The organism is Acidovorax sp. HMWF029, from assembly GCF_003060895.1.
Lineage (GTDB): Bacteria > Pseudomonadota > Gammaproteobacteria > Burkholderiales > Burkholderiaceae_C > Acidovorax.
Window position 1 is genome coordinate 1 of the sequence record NZ_QAIH01000055.1, and the last position, 15,940, is coordinate 15,940.

At 65.0% G+C, this 15,940-nt stretch carries 18 protein-coding genes; 12 read left to right on the plus strand and 6 right to left on the minus strand.

Annotation, left to right across the window (positions count from 1 at the left end):
* Positions 1 to 80: 80 nt before the first annotated feature.
* The 4 genes from DBR12_RS03470 (at position 81) to coaD (ending at position 4,241) form a co-directional block, all read left to right on the plus strand.
* Positions 81 to 1,538, plus strand: coding sequence for a pitrilysin family protein (locus DBR12_RS03470; RefSeq protein WP_108615975.1), 1,458 nt, complete (start codon positions 81 to 83; stop codon positions 1,536 to 1,538).
* Between the two features lie 22 nt (positions 1,539 to 1,560).
* Positions 1,561 to 2,919 carry a pitrilysin family protein gene (locus tag DBR12_RS03475; RefSeq protein WP_108615976.1) on the plus strand — a complete coding sequence of 453 codons (1,359 nt, stop codon included), beginning with the start codon at positions 1,561 to 1,563 and terminating at the stop codon, positions 2,917 to 2,919.
* On the plus strand, positions 2,916 to 3,614 hold the full coding sequence (gene rsmD, locus DBR12_RS03480; RefSeq protein ID WP_108615977.1) for a 16S rRNA (guanine(966)-N(2))-methyltransferase RsmD: 699 nt from the start codon (positions 2,916 to 2,918) through the stop codon (positions 3,612 to 3,614). The genes DBR12_RS03475 and rsmD overlap by 4 nt, the downstream gene beginning before the upstream one ends.
* A 123-nt stretch (positions 3,615 to 3,737) precedes the next feature.
* On the plus strand, positions 3,738 to 4,241 hold the full coding sequence (gene coaD / locus DBR12_RS03485) for a pantetheine-phosphate adenylyltransferase (RefSeq protein WP_094291322.1): 504 nt from the start codon (positions 3,738 to 3,740) through the stop codon (positions 4,239 to 4,241).
* Between the two features lie 88 nt (positions 4,242 to 4,329).
* On the opposite strand, the gene DBR12_RS03490 is transcribed toward coaD, so the two are convergent.
* Positions 4,330 to 5,277 (minus strand): LysR family transcriptional regulator, encoded by a 948-nt coding sequence (locus DBR12_RS03490; protein WP_108615978.1) that lies wholly within the window; start codon positions 5,275 to 5,277, stop codon positions 4,330 to 4,332.
* 113 nt (positions 5,278 to 5,390) lie between these two features.
* Between DBR12_RS03490 and lysA the strand changes: the two genes are divergently transcribed.
* Positions 5,391 to 6,635 (plus strand): diaminopimelate decarboxylase, encoded by a 1,245-nt coding sequence (gene lysA, locus DBR12_RS03495; protein ID WP_108615979.1) that lies wholly within the window; start codon positions 5,391 to 5,393, stop codon positions 6,633 to 6,635.
* A gap of 10 nt (positions 6,636 to 6,645) precedes the next feature.
* Here lysA and DBR12_RS03500 read toward each other — a convergent pair whose 3' ends face one another.
* The 4 genes from DBR12_RS03500 to DBR12_RS03515 form a co-directional block, all read right to left on the minus strand.
* The gene (locus DBR12_RS03500) at positions 6,646 to 7,668 is read right to left on the minus strand and encodes an NAD(P)H-dependent glycerol-3-phosphate dehydrogenase (protein WP_108615980.1); all 1,023 of its coding nucleotides are present in this window, start codon (positions 7,666 to 7,668) and stop codon (positions 6,646 to 6,648) included.
* Between the two features lie 62 nt (positions 7,669 to 7,730).
* Positions 7,731 to 8,189 (minus strand): protein-export chaperone SecB, encoded by a 459-nt coding sequence (gene secB, locus DBR12_RS03505; protein ID WP_063458840.1) that lies wholly within the window; start codon positions 8,187 to 8,189, stop codon positions 7,731 to 7,733.
* Positions 8,190 to 8,296: 107 nt separating this feature from the next.
* The gene (gene grxC / locus DBR12_RS03510) at positions 8,297 to 8,557 is read right to left on the minus strand and encodes a glutaredoxin 3 (protein ID WP_063458839.1); all 261 of its coding nucleotides are present in this window, start codon (positions 8,555 to 8,557) and stop codon (positions 8,297 to 8,299) included.
* Positions 8,558 to 8,606: 49 nt separating this feature from the next.
* Positions 8,607 to 9,014: a rhodanese-like domain-containing protein gene (locus DBR12_RS03515; protein ID WP_108615981.1), complete on the minus strand. Its 408-nt coding sequence runs from the start codon at positions 9,012 to 9,014 to the stop codon at positions 8,607 to 8,609.
* Positions 9,015 to 9,101: 87 nt separating this feature from the next.
* Here DBR12_RS03515 and gpmA point away from each other — a divergent pair, with 87 nt between their 5' ends.
* The 4 genes from gpmA (at position 9,102) to DBR12_RS03535 (ending at position 12,790) form a co-directional block, all read left to right on the plus strand.
* Complete coding sequence (gpmA, locus tag DBR12_RS03520; RefSeq protein WP_108615982.1) at positions 9,102 to 9,845, plus strand: 2,3-diphosphoglycerate-dependent phosphoglycerate mutase; 744 nt, start codon at positions 9,102 to 9,104, stop codon at positions 9,843 to 9,845.
* 121 nt (positions 9,846 to 9,966) lie between these two features.
* Entirely contained in the window at positions 9,967 to 11,403 is a 1,437-nt protein-coding gene (locus DBR12_RS03525) for a S41 family peptidase (RefSeq protein ID WP_108615983.1), read from the plus strand.
* Between the two features lie 102 nt (positions 11,404 to 11,505).
* Positions 11,506 to 12,255, plus strand: a complete 750-nt coding sequence (locus tag DBR12_RS03530) for a HesA/MoeB/ThiF family protein (RefSeq protein ID WP_108615984.1) — start codon at positions 11,506 to 11,508, stop codon at positions 12,253 to 12,255.
* A gap of 112 nt (positions 12,256 to 12,367) precedes the next feature.
* The gene (locus tag DBR12_RS03535; protein WP_108615985.1) at positions 12,368 to 12,790 is read left to right on the plus strand and encodes a response regulator; all 423 of its coding nucleotides are present in this window, start codon (positions 12,368 to 12,370) and stop codon (positions 12,788 to 12,790) included.
* A 90-nt stretch (positions 12,791 to 12,880) separates the two neighbouring features.
* Here the strand turns inward: DBR12_RS03535 and DBR12_RS03540 are convergent, their stop codons facing one another.
* The gene (locus tag DBR12_RS03540) at positions 12,881 to 13,513 is read right to left on the minus strand and encodes a response regulator transcription factor (protein ID WP_108615986.1); all 633 of its coding nucleotides are present in this window, start codon (positions 13,511 to 13,513) and stop codon (positions 12,881 to 12,883) included.
* 121 nt (positions 13,514 to 13,634) lie between these two features.
* Here DBR12_RS03540 and DBR12_RS03545 point away from each other — a divergent pair, with 121 nt between their 5' ends.
* From DBR12_RS03545 to DBR12_RS03555, 3 genes are all read left to right on the plus strand, one after another.
* Positions 13,635 to 15,038 (plus strand): CHASE3 domain-containing protein, encoded by a 1,404-nt coding sequence (locus DBR12_RS03545; protein WP_108615987.1) that lies wholly within the window; start codon positions 13,635 to 13,637, stop codon positions 15,036 to 15,038.
* A 257-nt stretch (positions 15,039 to 15,295) separates the two neighbouring features.
* Positions 15,296 to 15,460 (plus strand): DUF1328 domain-containing protein, encoded by a 165-nt coding sequence (locus DBR12_RS03550; protein WP_108615996.1) that lies wholly within the window; start codon positions 15,296 to 15,298, stop codon positions 15,458 to 15,460.
* Between the two features lie 86 nt (positions 15,461 to 15,546).
* Positions 15,547 to 15,939 carry a hypothetical protein gene (locus tag DBR12_RS03555; RefSeq protein ID WP_108615988.1) on the plus strand — a complete coding sequence of 131 codons (393 nt, stop codon included), beginning with the start codon at positions 15,547 to 15,549 and terminating at the stop codon, positions 15,937 to 15,939.
* The last annotated feature ends 1 nt before the right edge of the window (position 15,940 follow it).

Genomic DNA, 15,940 nt, shown 5'->3' on the forward strand with positions numbered 1-15,940 from the left:
CGGGTGCATCGGCCGGTGTGGGGGCGGGTTTTTTCTTGAAGAAACTGAACATTGGAGGGTTCTTAGAATCACTCCATTCTATGAAACGCGCTTTCAACCTCCTGGGCCTCATGGCCTGCCTCTCGTGCGGGGCTGCCATTGCGGCAACGCCACCGGTGTCCACAACCCCCGTTGCAGCGCCCACCTCGGCAACTGCGACGGCCCCTGCCACGGCGTCAGGTGCGCAGCAGTTCACGCTGAAAAACGGCATGCAGCTCATCGTGCAGCCCGACCGGCGCGCGCCCACGGCAGTGCACATGGTCTGGCTGCGGGTCGGCTCCATGGATGAGGTGGATGGGGTGACCGGCGTGGCCCATGTGCTGGAGCACATGCTGTTCAAGGGCACCAAGACGCTGCAGCCGGGCGAGTTCTCGCGCCGCGTGGCGGCCCTGGGCGGGCGCGAAAACGCCTTCACCAGCCGCGACTACACGGGCTATTACCAGCAGATTCCGTCCAACCGGCTCGAAGACGTGATGAAGCTTGAATCGGACAGGTTTGCCAACAACCAGTGGCCCGATGACGAGTTCAAGAAAGAGATCGAGGTCGTCAAGGAAGAGCGCCGCCTGCGTACCGAAGACCAGCCCCGCGCCATGCTGGCCGAGCAGCTGTTTGCCACCACCTTTATCGCCGCGCCCTACCGCCGCCCCATTGTGGGCTGGATGAGCGACCTGGACGCGATGACGCCCGAGGACGTGCGTGCCTTCTACCGCCAGTGGTACACGCCCACCAACGCCGCCGTGGTGGTGGCGGGCGACGTGGACGTGGCCCAGGTGCGTGCGCTGGCCGAAAAGTATTACGGAAGCCTGCCCGCCCACGCGCTGCCCGCGCGCAAGCCGCGTGTTGAGCCCGAGCAAAAGGGCCTGCGCCGCATTGCCGTCAAAGCCCCGGCCGAGCAGGCCTATGTGGCGCTGGCCTTCCGTGCGCCCAGCCTGCGCCGGGTGGACAACCTCACCGATGCCGACCGCGATGCGCTCGCGCTCATGGTGCTGTCGGCCGTGTTCAACGGCTATGACGGCGCGCGACTGGACCGCGCGCTCACCCAGGGCGACAACCGCGTGGCCGACAGCGCCAGCAGCAGCGCGATGGTGACGGGGCGGGGGCCCAGCCTGTTCATGCTCAGCGGCGTGCCTGCGGCGGGCAAGACCGCCCAGCAGGTAGAGGATGCCCTGCGTGCCGAGGTGGCCCGCGTGGCGCAGGGTGGCGTGAGCGATGCCGAACTGACCCGCGTGAAAACGCAGTGGATTGCCTCCACCGTGTACGAGCGCGACTCGGTGATGAGCCAGGCGCAGGAGCTGGGCGGTAACTGGGTGCAGGGTTTCCCGCTGGACGCCAACGAGCGCCTGCTGGCGCTGCTGCGCACCGTGACACCCGCCCAGGTGCAGGCCGTGGCCGCCAAGTATTTTGGCGACGACCAGCTCACCGTGGCCACGCTGCTGCCGCAGCCGCTGGACGCCCCCCGCCCCCGCGCGCAGCCCGCGCCCGGTGCGGCCCGCCACTGAACCCGATTTGCGCAGTCAACCTATGATTACTATTAAAAAGATAGCTGTTCGCACTTTACTAGCGGGCGCAGGGGCCTTTTTTTACTCACATTCAGCCTGGGCGCTGCTGCCCATCCAGCACTGGACGGAGATGAGTGGCGCCAAGGTGTACCTGGTCGAAAGCCCCGTCATCCCGATGGTGGACGTGCAGATCGACTTTGATGCCGGCACGCGCCGCGACCCCGCGGGCCGGTCGGGCCTGGCCAGCGCCGTGGCTTTGATGGCCAGCAAGGGCGTGAAGGCCGGGCGCGACGTGGGCAGCGAACCCGCGCTGGACGAAAACGGCCTGGGCGAAGCCTGGGCCGACCTGGGGGCCAACTTCGAGGCCGCTGCCGACAACGACGCGCTGCACTACACGCTGCGCTCGCTCACCGATCCGCCCCTGCTCGACAAGGCCGCCCGCCTGGCAGCGCGCCAGATCGGTGATCCCAGCTGGCCCGCCGATCTGTGGCCGCGCGACCGCGCGCGCTGGAGCGCGAGCATCAAGGAGTCGCTCACCCGCCCCTCCACCGTAGCCGCCCACGCGTTTGGCACGGCCGTGTATGGCAGCCACCCCTATGGCGCGCGCACCAGCGAAGAGACCCTGGCGCGCATCAGCGTGGCCGACATGCAGGCCTTCCACAGTCAGCACATCGCCGCCTGCCGCGCCAAGGTCAGCATCGTGGGTGCCGTGACGCGTGCCCAGGCGCAGACGCTGGTGGCCACGCTGCTGTCGCGCCTGCCGGCCAGCACGGGCTGTGCGCCGCTGCCGCCCGTGGGCGAGATCGCTGCGCTCACGGCCCCGGCCGAGCGGAACATCCCCTTCGCCTCGGCCCAGGCCCATGTGCTGATCGGCCAGCCCGGCTTTCAGCGCCGCGACCCGGACTTTGTGCCGCTGCTGGTGGGCAACCACATCCTGGGCGGCGGCGGTTTTGTCTCGCGCCTGACCAATGAAGTGCGCGAAAAGCGCGGGCTCTCGTACAGCGTCTACAGCTACTTCGCCTCGGGCCTGCACGCGGGCGCCTTCACCGTGGGCCTGCAGACGCGGCCTGACCAGGCGGCGCAGGCCGTGCAGGTCTCGCGCGACGTGATCGCCCGCTTTGTGGCCGAAGGCCCCACCGAGGCCGAGCTGCGCGCCGCCAAGGACAACCTCATCGGCGGCTTTGCGCTGCGCATCGACAGCAACAAGAAGCTCCTGGGCAATGTGGCCAACATCGCCTGGAACGATCTGCCGCTCGACTACCTGGACCAGTGGACGAAGAAGGTTGAAGCCCTGACGGTGGCCGACGTGCGCACCGCCATGGCCAAAAAGCTGCAGCCCGAGCGCATGGTCACCGTGGTGGTGGGAGGTAAGCAGCCATGAGCCGATCGACCCTGCGCGGCAGCGCCATCACCGCCGAAATCCGCAAGGCCCAGGCCGCCGCCGCTGCGGCCCCCGTGGCCCCCAAGAAAGGCGCCAAGGACAAACCCGCCGCCGCAGCAGCCCCCAAGGGTGCGGGCGAAATCCGCATCATTGGCGGGCAGTGGAAGCGCACCCGCCTGCCCGTGGCCCAGCGTCCCGGCCTGCGCCCCACGCCCGACCGCGTGCGCGAAACCCTGTTCAACTGGCTGGGCCAGGACCTGAGCGGCTGGCGCTGCCTGGACGCCTTTGCGGGCACCGGCGCGCTGGGGCTCGAAGCCGCCTCGCGCGGCGCCGCATCGGTGCAGCTGGTGGAGAGTGACGCTGCATTGGTGGCCCAGTTGCAGGTGCTGCAAGCCAAACTGCAGGCCAGCGCGGTGCGCGTGCAGCGCGGCGACGGCGTGGCCGCGCTGAAGCAGGCTGCGCCCGCGAGTGTGGATTTGGTACTGCTCGACCCGCCTTTTGACGGCGACCTGTTTGTCCCCGCCCTGCAAGCCGCCGCCAAGGCCGTGGCTGCTGAGGGTTTTGTCTACCTCGAAGCGCCCCGCGCCTGGGCGGACGGCGAATTGACTGCAATGGGCCTGGCTGTGCACAGGCATCTGAAAGCTGGCGCCGTGCACGCGCATTTGCTTCGTCCTTTGGCTGCCGCCGCTGTCTGAGCCAATACAGGTTCATGTTGCACTGCACTGCATAATGCGCGCACGCGGCCCGGCGGGCCCTGCGGGGGGAACGCCCCGGGGGCCGGGGGCCAACGTCATTCGCCAGACAGGAGACAACCAGCCATGGCCCAGAACGTGCTCGCCGTGTACCCCGGAACCTTTGACCCCATCACCCTGGGGCATGAAGACGTGGTGCGCAGGGCCACCCAGTTGTTCGAACGCGTGATCGTGGCCGTGGCCGCGGGCCACCACAAGAAGACCCTGTTTTCGCTGGAAGAGCGTATCGAGATGGTGCGCGAGGCCGTGAAGATGTATCCCCAGGTGCAGGTCGAGCCCTTCTCGGGGCTGCTGCGCGACTTTGTGGTGTCGCGCGGCGGCAAGGCCATGGTGCGCGGCCTGCGCGCCGTGACCGACTTTGACTACGAGTTCCAGCTGGCCGGTATGAACCGCAGCCTGATGCCACAGGTGGAGACCGTGTTCCTGACCCCCAGCGACAAGTACCAGTTCATCAGCAGCACCTTCGTGCGCGAGATTGCCGTGCTGGGCGGCGAGGTGACCAAGTTCGTGTCGCCTTCGGTGGAAGAGCGGCTGGCCGTCAAGGTGCGCAGCCTGGCAGCGCCGGGTTGACCCGCTCTGCGGGTGGAAGCCCAATTTTGGGCAAGAAAATGGCCGTTTCCGCGCGATGGTAAAGGGTTTGTAGCTATATAAATAATAGCTACGGATCTTGTTGTGCCAGGCGCTGCGCAATGGCGGCGGCTTCGGCCCGCAGGGCCTCCAGCATGGGCATGGCCTCGGGCAGGGGCGGGCGGTACAGCGGCTGCAGGGCCGTGACGCTGAACGGAATCGAAAACGCCAGGGGCCGCAGCACCAGCTGGTCGCTGGCGGCGGCCAGAGCCGTCACCGGGTTGACAATGGCCACGCCCAGGCCTTGCTGCACCATGGCGCAGACGGCGGCGGCGCTGTGGGTTTCCATGCGCAGGGTGCGGGACACCCCGGCTTCGGCAAAACGCGCGTCGATCAGGCGGCGGTAGGGGTCGTCGGCTGAGAGGCTCACAAAGTATTCACCCGCAAAGTCCTCCAGCCGCAGTCTGCGTTGCCGGGCCAGCGGGTGGCTGGCCGGTAGCACGGCCACCTCGTCGAGCGTGAGCAGCACCTCGGCGCGGGTGCCCGGTGGTGCACTGGCCTGCTCGCACAGGCCCAGGTCAAAACGCTGGGCGCTCATCCATTCTTCGAGCAGCGGCGACTCTTGCGGCGTGACCGACAGGCGCGCCTGCGGGTGGTGCTGCATCAACCGCGCCGCCGCGCCGGGCAGCAAGGCGTGTGCGAGCGCAGGCAGGCACAGCACCGACAGCTGCACGGCGTCGGGCCGGCCCAGGGCCACGGCCCGGTCCACCACGCGCTCCAGCCCCTGCCAGGATCGTTGCACCTCGTCCCACAGCGCCAGCGCCCGTGCGTTGGGGCGCAGGCGGCCTTGCACGCGTTCGAACAGCGCATAGCCCAGCAGTGACTCGAGCCGCGCCAGCTCGCGGCTCACGGTGGGTTGCGAGCTGTGCAGCAGGTCCGCCGCGCCGGTGGCGCTGCCTGCTGTCATCACGGCGCGGAAGACCTCGATATGGCGGTGGGTGATGCGGTGGGTCAGGGGCGTGTCGGTTGTGCCAGTCATGTTCAAAGCATATCCATATTGAATGAGTGATGTAAATCAAAGCATTCGACTGAATACCTGGAAGCAGGCATCATCCGCGCATCGTTCACGCCTTCTGCCTTTGGAGCCTCCCCATGTCCAACCCCTTCTCTCCCGCCCAGCTCTGGGCCCTGGCCGACCAGTTTGGCACCCCGCTGTGGGCGTATGACGCCGCCACCATTCGCCAGCGCATTGCGCAGGTGTCCAACTTCGAGACCATTCGCTTTGCGCAGAAGGCCTGCTCCAACATCCACATCCTCAAGCTCATGCGCGAGCAGGGCGTGAAGGTGGATGCGGTTTCGCGCGGCGAGATCCTGCGTGCGCTGGCGGCGGGCTACGTGGCTGGTGGCGAGCCGTCGGAGATCGTCTTCACGGCCGATCTGTTCGACGCCGCCACACTGGACTGCGTGGTGGAGCACGGCGTGCCGGTCAATGCCGGTTCCATCGACATGCTGCACCAATTGGGCGCGCGTTCGCCCGGCCACGCGGTGTGGCTGCGCATCAACCCCGGCTTTGGCCATGGCCACAGCAACAAGACCAACACGGGTGGCGAGCACAGCAAACATGGCATCTGGCACACCGACCTGCCTGCGGCGCTGGCGGCGATTGCGCAGCACGGCCTGAAGCTGGTGGGCCTGCACATGCACATCGGCTCGGGCGTGGACTACAGCCACCTGCAGGAAGTGTGCGGCGCCATGGTCAACTTGGTGCGCACGGCACATGCGGCCGGGCATGACCTGCACGCCATCTCGGCGGGCGGTGGGCTGTCCATCCCCTACCGCAGTGGCGACCCGGTGGTCGATACCCAGCACTACCACGGTCTGTGGGACGCCGCGCGCCAGCAGGCCGAGGCCATCGTGGGCCACAAGCTGGGCCTGGAGATCGAGCCTGGCCGCTTCCTGGTGGCCGAATCCGGCGTGCTGCTGGGCCAGGTGCGTGCCACCAAGGATGTGGGCAGCAACCATTTTGTGCTGGTCGACACCGGTTTCAACGAACTCATGCGCCCCTCCATGTATGGCAGCTACCACGCCATGAGTGTGCTGCGCCGCGATGGCAGCCAGGGCAACGCCCGCCCCACCGTGGTGGCGGGGCCGCTGTGCGAATCGGGCGACGTGTTCACGCAGGGCGACGGCGGTGTGGTGCTGCCGCGCGACCTGCCTGCCGCCCAGGTGGGCGATCTGCTGGTGATCCACGACACGGGGGCTTATGGCGCGAGCATGTCCTCCAACTACAACACCCGGCCCCTGATTGCCGAGGTGCTGGTGGACGGTGGCCAGGCCCGACTGATTCGCCGCCGCCAGACGGTGGATGAGCTGCTTGCGCTGGAGCTGGGCCTGTAATTTGCGGGGGTCAGGGCTCGATCAGCTCGGACGCCGGGCCTCGCCCCATCAGCAGTGCCACGGCGGCGGCTGGGGTGATCTGTCCGTCCAGCAGGGCCACCACGGCGCGGGTGATGGGCATGTCCACGCCCAGCAGCACCGCGCGCTGCGCCACGGTGCGGGCGCTGTAGACGCCCTCAGCCACATGGCCCAGTGATTCCACGGCCTGTTGCAGGCTATTGCCTTCGGCCAGCAGCAGGCCCACGCGCCGGTTGCGCGACAGGTCGCCGGTGGCGGTCAGCACCAGGTCGCCCAGGCCCGACAGGCCCATGAAGGTGTCGGGCCGTGCGCCCAGCGCCAGGCCCAGTCGGGTCATCTCGGCCAGGCCGCGCGTGATGAGCGCGGCGCGGGCGTTGAGGCCCAAGGCCAGCCCGTCACACAGGCCGGTGGCAATGGCCAGCACGTTTTTCACCGCACCCCCCACTTCCACACCCACGATGTCCTCGTTGGCATACACCCGCACGCTGGGGCTGTGGAAGGCATTGACCAGAGCATCGCGCACGGACGGGTGGGCGCTGGCGGCCACCAGTGCCGTGGGCTGACCCAGCGCCACTTCCTGCGCAAAGCTGGGGCCGCTGAAAACGCCTGCTATCAAGTTGGGAGCAATCAGCGCTTGTACTTCATGCGCCAGCAGTCCAAAAGAGGCCGCATCGGCCCCGGCAGGCACGGCCTCAAAACCCTTGCACAGCCAAGCCACGGGCGCGGTGCAGCCCGCCAGCGCCTGCAGCATGCCGCGCAGTGCCGCCATGGGCGTGGCCACGATGACCAGATCGGCGCTGGGCAGCAGCGGGCCCAGGTCGCCATCGGCCACGGAAAGAGAAGGGGGGAAGGCGATGCCCGGCAGATAACGGGCGTTCTGCGCCTCTGAGCGCATGCTCTGCGCCTGCACCGCGTCGCGGGCCCACAGCGTGACCGCGTGCCCGGCGGGGTGCTGGGCCGCGCTCATGGCAACCGCGGATCCCCAGGCGCCAGCACCTAGTACTATGATTTTCATAGCTGCTTGCGCTTATCTATCAGGCGGTAGAGGCCAAAAAAGCCTCTAAACGCTGATTCTGATTACTGCGTGATGATGGGCGAAGCTTGACCGGCGGCCTGGGCTTGTTGCTGCTCGTACATGGCCTGGAAGTTGATTTCGGCCAGGTGCACGGGCGGGAAACCAGCGCGGTTGATCACGTCGGCCACGTTGCCACGCAGGTAGGGGTACACGATCTGGGGGCAGGCGATGCCCATGATGGGGCCCATCTGGTCTTCGGGCACGTTGCGGATTTCGAAGATGCCGGCCTGCTTGGCTTCGACCAGGAACACGGTCTTGTCCTTGATCTTGGTCTGCACCGTGGCCGTCACGGACACTTCAAAGATGCCTTCGGCCACGGGGGTGGCTTCCACGCCGAGCTGGATGTCCACGCTGGGCTGCTCTTGCTCGATCAGGATGGCGGGGGAGTTGGGTTGCTCCAGCGACATGTCCTTGAGGTAGACGCGCTGGATCTGGAACACGGGGTTTTCTTGGTCGGCCATGGTTGACAAGTCTCTCTGCGAGGGGGTTTTGGCAAAACAAAACCCGCCGGGGAGCAGCTCCCGCAGCGGGCACATGGGGCTGCATTATGCAGCGCCCAGGGGGGAGGTCAGGCGGCGCCCAGCAGGGGCATCAACTCGCCACGGCTGTCCAGCGCCACCAGATCGTCGTGGCCACCCACGTGGGTGTCGCCGATGTAGATCTGCGGCACCGTGCGGCGGCCGGTGATCTCCATCATGTGGCTGCGCGCGGCGGGGTCGGTGTCGATGCGGATCTCCTCGATCTGCTCCACGCCCTTGGACTTGAGGATCTGCTTGGCCCGGATGCAGTAGGGGCAGACGGCGGTGGTGTACATCTTCACGGGTTGCATGGCGGAAATCCTTTCTCTTCCAGGGCTTGGCGGATCAGGTGGGGACGACTCAGGCTTTTTCTACAGGCAGGCTGGCCTCGCGCCAGGCCTTCATGCCACCGGCCATGGCCTGGGCGTTTTCGTAGCCCAGTTTCTTGGCGATGCCGACAGCCCTGTTGGCACGGGCGCCGCTGGCGCAGACCAGCACCACTGGCAGGGCCTTGTTCTTGACCACGGTGGGCAGGCGCTCCTCAAGCTGGCCCAGAGGCACGTTCTTGGCGCCGCCCACGTGGCCTGCGGCAAATTCCTCGGTCTCGCAGACGTCGATGACCACGGCTTTTTCGCGGTTGATGAGCTGCACGGCGCCTGCGGGCGTGAGCGAGCCGCCACTGGCATTCTTGAGGACCGGCCACAGCAGCATGCTGCCCGAAGCCAGTGCAACAAAGATCAGATACCAGTTGTCGATAATGAATTTCACGAAGTTTCCTTGGGTTGGCGAACGGCGTAATTCTAGAATGCTGGGTTTTGGCCCGCTTTCTTTTGACCCGCTTTTCCTGGGGAAACCATGTACAAGCTCGTTTTGATCCGCCACGGCGAATCCACCTGGAACCTTGAAAACCGTTTTACCGGCTGGACTGATGTGGATCTGACGCCCACGGGCGTGTCCCAGGCCATGTCTGCCGGCAAGCTGCTCAAGGCCGAGGGCTACGAGTTTGACCTGGCCTTTACCAGCGTGCTCAAGCGCGCCATCCACACCCTGTGGTACGCGCTCGACGAGATGGACTCCACCTGGCTGCCCGTGGTGAAGGACTGGCGCCTGAACGAGCGCCACTACGGCGCCCTGCAGGGTCTGAACAAGGCCGACATGGCCAAGCAGTATGGCGACGAGCAGGTGCTGGTCTGGCGCCGCAGCTATGACACGCCCCCGCCAGCGCTGGAAGCCACTGACCCTCGCAGTGAACGCGGCGACCGCCGTTATGCCGGTGTGGCAGCAGACAATGTGCCCCTGACCGAGTGCCTGAAAGACACCGTGGCCCGCGTGCTGCCGTTCTGGAACGAAGCCATGGCACCCGCCATCCGCTCGGGCAAGCGCGTGGTGGTGGCAGCGCACGGCAACTCCATTCGCGCATTGGTGAAGTACCTGGACAATATTTCCGAGTCCGACATCGTGGGCCTGAATATTCCCAATGGGATTCCACTGGTATACGAACTCGATGCCGACCTCAAGCCCATCCGTCACTACTATCTGGGTGACGCCGAGGCGGCTGCCAAGGCCGCTGCTGCCGTGGCTTCGCAGGGCAAGGCGTAAATCGTTGGTAAAGGCGGGGAAAAACCCCGCTGATTGCCGCCAAAGTGAGCATCCATGCGGAACTGCTGCGGGTTTGGCCTTTCCAAGGTGTATATTGGTTTTGATGCGGTAAAGGTGTTGTATGGGCCAAAAACTCAAGATTGCAGGATGGGTGTCGGTGGGCGTGGTGGCGGGAGCGCTCACCACGGTATCGCTGCAAACCGTGGCGCGCGGTGCCATGACCCCGTTGCCGCTGGAAGAAATCCAGCAGCTCTCCGCCGTATTTGGCCTGGTCAAGACCGACTACGTGGAGCCGGTGGACGACAAGAAGCTCATCACCGATGCGATTTCAGGCATGGTGTCGAGCCTGGATCCGCACTCCCAGTATTTCGACAAGAAGTCCTTCAAAGAATTCCGCGAAGGCACTTCGGGCCGTTTTGTGGGCGTAGGCATCGAGATCACGCAGGAAGATGGCCTGATCAAGATTGTTTCCCCCATTGAGGGCTCGCCAGCCTTCCGTGCAGGCCTCAAGACCAACGACCTGATCACCAAGATCGACGAAACCGCCGTGAAGGGCTTGGCGCTCAACGACGCCGTCAAGCGCATGCGCGGCGAGCCCAACACCAAGGTCACGCTCACCATCTTCCGCAAAGACGAAAACCGCACCTTCCCCGTCACCATTACGCGCGAAGAGATCAAGACCCAGTCCGTCAAGGGCAAGGTGATTGAACCCGGCTATGCCTGGATTCGCCTGTCGCAGTTTCAGGAACGCACGGTGGATGACTTCGTGCGCAAGGTGGAAGAGGTCTATCGGCAGGAGTCCCACCTCAAGGGGTTGGTGCTGGACCTGCGCAACGACCCGGGTGGTCTGCTGGATGCTGCCGTTGCGATCTCGGCGGCATTCCTGCCCGAGAATGTGACGGTGGTCTCGACCAATGGCCAGTTGGCCGACAGCAAGGCCACCTACAAGGCCTCGCCCGACTACTACCAGCGCCGGGGCGGTGGTGACCCGCTCAAGCGCTTGCCAGCTGCGCTCAAGACCGTGCCTTTGGTGGTGCTGGTGAATGAAGGCTCTGCCTCGGCCAGTGAGATCGTGGCTGGCGCGCTGCAGGACCACAAGCGCGCCACCATCATGGGCAGCCAAACCTTCGGCAAGGGCTCGGTGCAGACCGTGCGGCCCCTGGGGCCTGATACGGGCATCAAGCTGACCACGGCGCGCTACTACACCCCTAGCGGCAAGTCGATCCAGGCCAAGGGTATCGTGCCCGATGTGATGATCGACGAGTCGGAGGAAGGCAATGTTTTTGCTGCCCTTCGCATGCGCGAAGCCGATCTGGACAAGCACTTGGGCAGCGGCCAGGGTGAAGAAAAGAAGGACGAGGCCCGCGAGAAGGCGCGCGAGGAGGCACGCAAGCGTTTGGAGGAAGAAGCCAAAAAGCCTGCTGCTGACCGCAAGATCCCCGAGTTCGGGACTGACAAGGACTTCCAGCTGGTGCAGGCGCTCAACCAGCTCAAGGGTCGCCCGGTGCTGGTCAGCAAGACCTTGACGGAACGCAAGGAAGAAAAGAAAGAGAATTGAGCCTTTCGCGCTCTGCTCTCAAGGCTGGATTTCGCGAGGAATCCAGCCTTTCATTTTTTACCTCTGTGTTTCCGTCCTGCCACCTGTGGCGCCTGAACTCCCATGACCGACGACCAGCTTCTGCGCTATTCCCGCCACATCCTGCTTGATGAAATGGGCATCGAGGGGCAGGAGCGTGTGCTGGCGGCACACGCGCTCATCATTGGCGCAGGTGGGCTGGGGTCCCCTGCTGCGCTCTACCTGGCGTCGGCCGGTGTGGGGCTTATCACGCTGGTGGACGACGATGTGGTGGACCTTACCAACCTGCAGCGCCAGATTGCGCACACCACGGCGCGGGTGGGGCTCCCCAAGGTGGATTCGGCCGCCGAGGCTATCGCGGCGATCAACCCCGAGGTGCGGGTGACCCGGCTGCGAACCCGGGTGGACGCGGCGGCCCTGGAGCGCCTCGTGCAGGACGCCTCGGTGGTGCTTGATTGCTGCGACAACTACACCACGCGCCACGCGGTCAACGCCGCCTGTGTGCGCCACGGAAAACCTCTGGTTGCGGGTGCGGTGATCCAGTTTGACGGCCAGATCACGGTGGTGGACCCCCGCGATGAACAGTCGCCCTGTTATGCCTGCATCTTTGCACCTGACGCGGAATTTGAAGAGGTGCGCTGCTCCACCATGGGCGTCTTCGCTCCCCTGGTCGGGGTGGTGGGGGCGATGCAGGCGGCCGAGGCGCTCAAGTTGCTGGCAGGCATCGGGCCCTCGCTGGCGGGGCGGCTGCTGATGCTGGATGGGCGCTCGATGGAGTGGAGCACCATGCGTGTGCAGCGCGCTCCGCATTGCCCGGTGTGTGTGGCCCGGTAGGACAGCTCCTACAACGCCAGCCTGTGGCCGCTGGCAGAATCCGCGCACCCCAACGCTTAAATTCGGGGTGAGAGCAGCGTGCCCTGCGCTGGTCGCCAAAGTGGACCCGTCTGTGAAGCTTCGCACCTACATTGTTGAAGACAACGCAACTATCCGTGAGAACCTGATCGGGACTCTGGAGGAGTTGGCGTCTGTAGAAGCCGTGGGCGTGGCAGAAACCGAGGACGAGGGCACGCAGTGGCTCGCTACCCATAGCGAGGAGTGGGACCTGGCCATCGTTGATCTGTTCCTGCGCCAAGGCAGCGGGCTGGGTGTACTGGCTGCCTGCCGCACGCGCCGCCCGGGGCAGAAGATGGTGGTGCTCAGCAACTACGCCACCCCCGATGTGCGCATGCGCTGTGCGCAGCTGGGGGTGGACGCCGTGTTCGACAAGTCCAACGAAATCGATGCGCTGGTGGACTACTGTGTGCTGCACAGCAGCCGCCCGGCAAGTGCGGATGCGGGTGGCTCACTGAGCCCGTCTTCGGGCACATGATGCTTGCGCTCGGTGCGCTCGGGCGAGATGCAGGACACCCGTTGGAGCGCGTGTCCCTTTGCTCCGGTTACTGGCGAAGTCTTCCCTATGTCAATCAATCAGGCGGTTCTTGAGCGCGTAGTAGGTCAGGTCGCTGTTGGACGACAGGCTCATCTTTTCCATCAGCCGGGTGCGGTATGTGCTCACGGTTTTCACGCTCAGCGACAGGGCTTTGGCGATGTCGCCGGCGGTCTCGCCCTTGGCGAGCTTGATGAACACTTGGAACTCGCGCTCCGACAGCTGCTCGTGGGGTGGCGCATCGTCCTTGCGGTTGAGCTGCTGCGCCAGCAGTTCGGCCACTGCGGGGGTCAGATAGCGACGGCCCAGCGCAATGACGCGGATGGCCTCTACGATTTCAGCAGGCTCGCACTCTTTGTTCAGGTAGCCACTTGCTCCCTGGCGGATAAGGTTGATCGCATAGTGCTCTTCAGGGTAGCCGCTCAAGATCAAGATGCCCATGTCAGGCGCCTTCGCACGCAGCATGGCCAGTGCGTCGAGCCCACTCTGGCCGGGCATCGACAGGTCCATCAGCAACACGTCGATTTCCTTGGTGCGCACCAGGTCGATCGCTTCACGGCCATTGGCTGCTTCGCCTTCGACCCGCAGATCTACATGCTCCGACAAGAACTGTCGCAGCCCGGTGCGAACAATTGCATGGTCATCCACAATGCCGATCTTGATCATTGGTGTTTCTTTCTTGGGGCAGCCGCTGTGCTGCTGGAGCGTGTCGACGTCGAGTGGTCCGCAATGCTGGACCACGGATGGAGCCATGGTCAGGTGATGGCCCATTATCCAGATTAAGCGTATGAATCTCCAGGAATACACCCAACGCTGGCTGCCCAAGGTCCGCAAGATGGCGCTGAGCCTGCCCATGGCCATGCTGGCCGCCATGGTTTTGGTAGGCATCAATGAAACCGGGCATTTGCGGTCGCAGGATGCGCTGGAGCAAATGGACCAGAGCATTGCCACCCGGGGCGACGTGAACAAGCTGCTGCAGAGCATGCTGGATGCGGAGACAGGCCAGCGGGGCTACCTGCTGACGGGCAATGAGACCTATCTTGAGCCCTACGACAGGGCTGTTGCCACCGTGCAGACCAATCTGGACCGGCTGCGCAACCAGTTCATGAACTCGCCTGGCGACATGCAGGAGTTTGCACTGCTCTCGCGGCAGATATCGCGCAAGCTCGCCGAGATGGAGTTGAGCCTTCGCCTTCGGCGCAAGGGCAATGAAGATGCCTGGAAGTTCATTCTGAATACCGATGTGGGCAAGGAGCACATGGAGGCGATCCGCACCCATGCGCAGGAGCTGATTGCACGCAGCGACCTGCGCCTGTCGCAAGGCCAGAGGCAGATCGAGCAGTCGCTCACGCTGTCGCGCATCGGCATTGCGGCCGTCACCGTGATCGGTCTGCTGGCCTTCTACATGTACCTGCGCCAGACTCAGGCCGTGCAGGCCGTGAACCTGCGGGAGCAGGAACTGCTGGAGCGCGAGCGGCACCGTCTGGAGGGTCTCGTGCGCGAGCGCACTGCTACGTTGTCGGAGCTGGCCAACCACCTGCAGCAGGTGCGTGAGGAGGAGCGGGGGCATCTGGCGCGCGAGTTGCACGACGAACTGGGGGCTTTACTCACAGCTGCCAAGCTCGATGTGGCGCGCCTCAAGTCCAAGATCAACGCCGCGGCGCCGGATGTTGCAGAGCGCCTCAAGCACCTCACGGATACCCTCAACAGCGGCATTGCACTGAAGCGTCGCATCATTGAGGACCTGCGCCCTTCGTCCCTGTCCAACCTGGGGCTCACCGCTGCGCTGGAAATCCTGACGCGCGAGTATGCCGAAAGTGCAGGTATCGAGGTGGAGACGAGCCTGGAGGCCGTGCAGTTGCCCGACGGCGCCCAGCTCACGGTGTACCGCATGGTGCAGGAGGCCCTCACCAACGTTGGCAAGTACGCCAAGGCCAAGAAGGTGCTGGTATCGGTGCATTCACACCCCACCCATGTGGCGGTGCAGGTGCGCGATGATGGGGTGGGGTTTGACCCAGCCACTGTGCGCCCCACCTCGCACGGGCTGGCTGGCATGCGCCACCGTGTTGAAGCGGCAGGGGGGCGCTTGGCGCTTACCTCCCGCCCTGGCAGTGGCACCTTGCTGTCTGCGGTGCTGCCGCTACGGCGGGAGGGTGTGGCCGCGCCGGCCATCGCAGCCGGGGACGTCTGAGAACCTGTTTCCTGCCCAGCCGGTTTTCCGCGTCCATGGTTCCCAGCCTGTGGCGCGGCCCGCGTCCCTTCGGTACAAGCTGTTTCGGGGAGCGTGTGGCGCGCTGTCCTACACCGTCCCTGCAGCGGCGCCGACAGGTGCTTGCGCCTGGCTCCGGCATCTCTGGCACGGCTGGATGCCTACAGTGAACCCCAGGCGCTCAGGTTCTCGTGTCCGCCAATCTGTTGGCATCCCGGCCGCCCTGCAAGGAGATGGAAATGTTGCATTACGCAGTTGTCTTTTTGGTGATCGCGCTGATTGCCGCGCTCTTCGGTTTTGGTGGCATTGCCGCCGGTGCCGTGGGCATCGCCAAGATTCTGTTCTTCGTGTTCGTGATCATGGCGGTGGTGACCTTTGTTCTGAGCTTGTTGAAAAAGGCTTGACAAGCTATTCGCTGCGCATGCGTATCCCCTGCATGCCACTTCCAGGCATTCCTGCCCGGCACCTGGCCACACCAAGGAGTTTTTTCATGAGTCTTCAGACCGCTACCGATGCCCTGACCAACGGCGCTCGCAACCTCACCGACGATGTTCTGCAAAGTGCGCAGAACGCTGTGCAGACTACCCGCAATGCTGCCGACCATTCGCTGGACCAGGCCCAAGAGCGCTTGCACGCTTTGCGCAACCGGGCCAGTCCAGCTGTTGATGACCTGGCCGCCCGCGCTCAGGCGCTGGCCGCCCGCAGCATTGACTACTGTGCAGACACCAGCGCCCGTGCGCGCCGCCAGATTCAGCAAACTGCTGATGCCACCGGGCGCTACGTGGCAGAACAGCCGGGCAAGTCGCTGGTGATTGCCGCCGCATCGGGCGCCGCCTTGGCCGCCCTTGCTTTGTGGTGGTCCCGCCGCCGTCGTTCCTACTGAG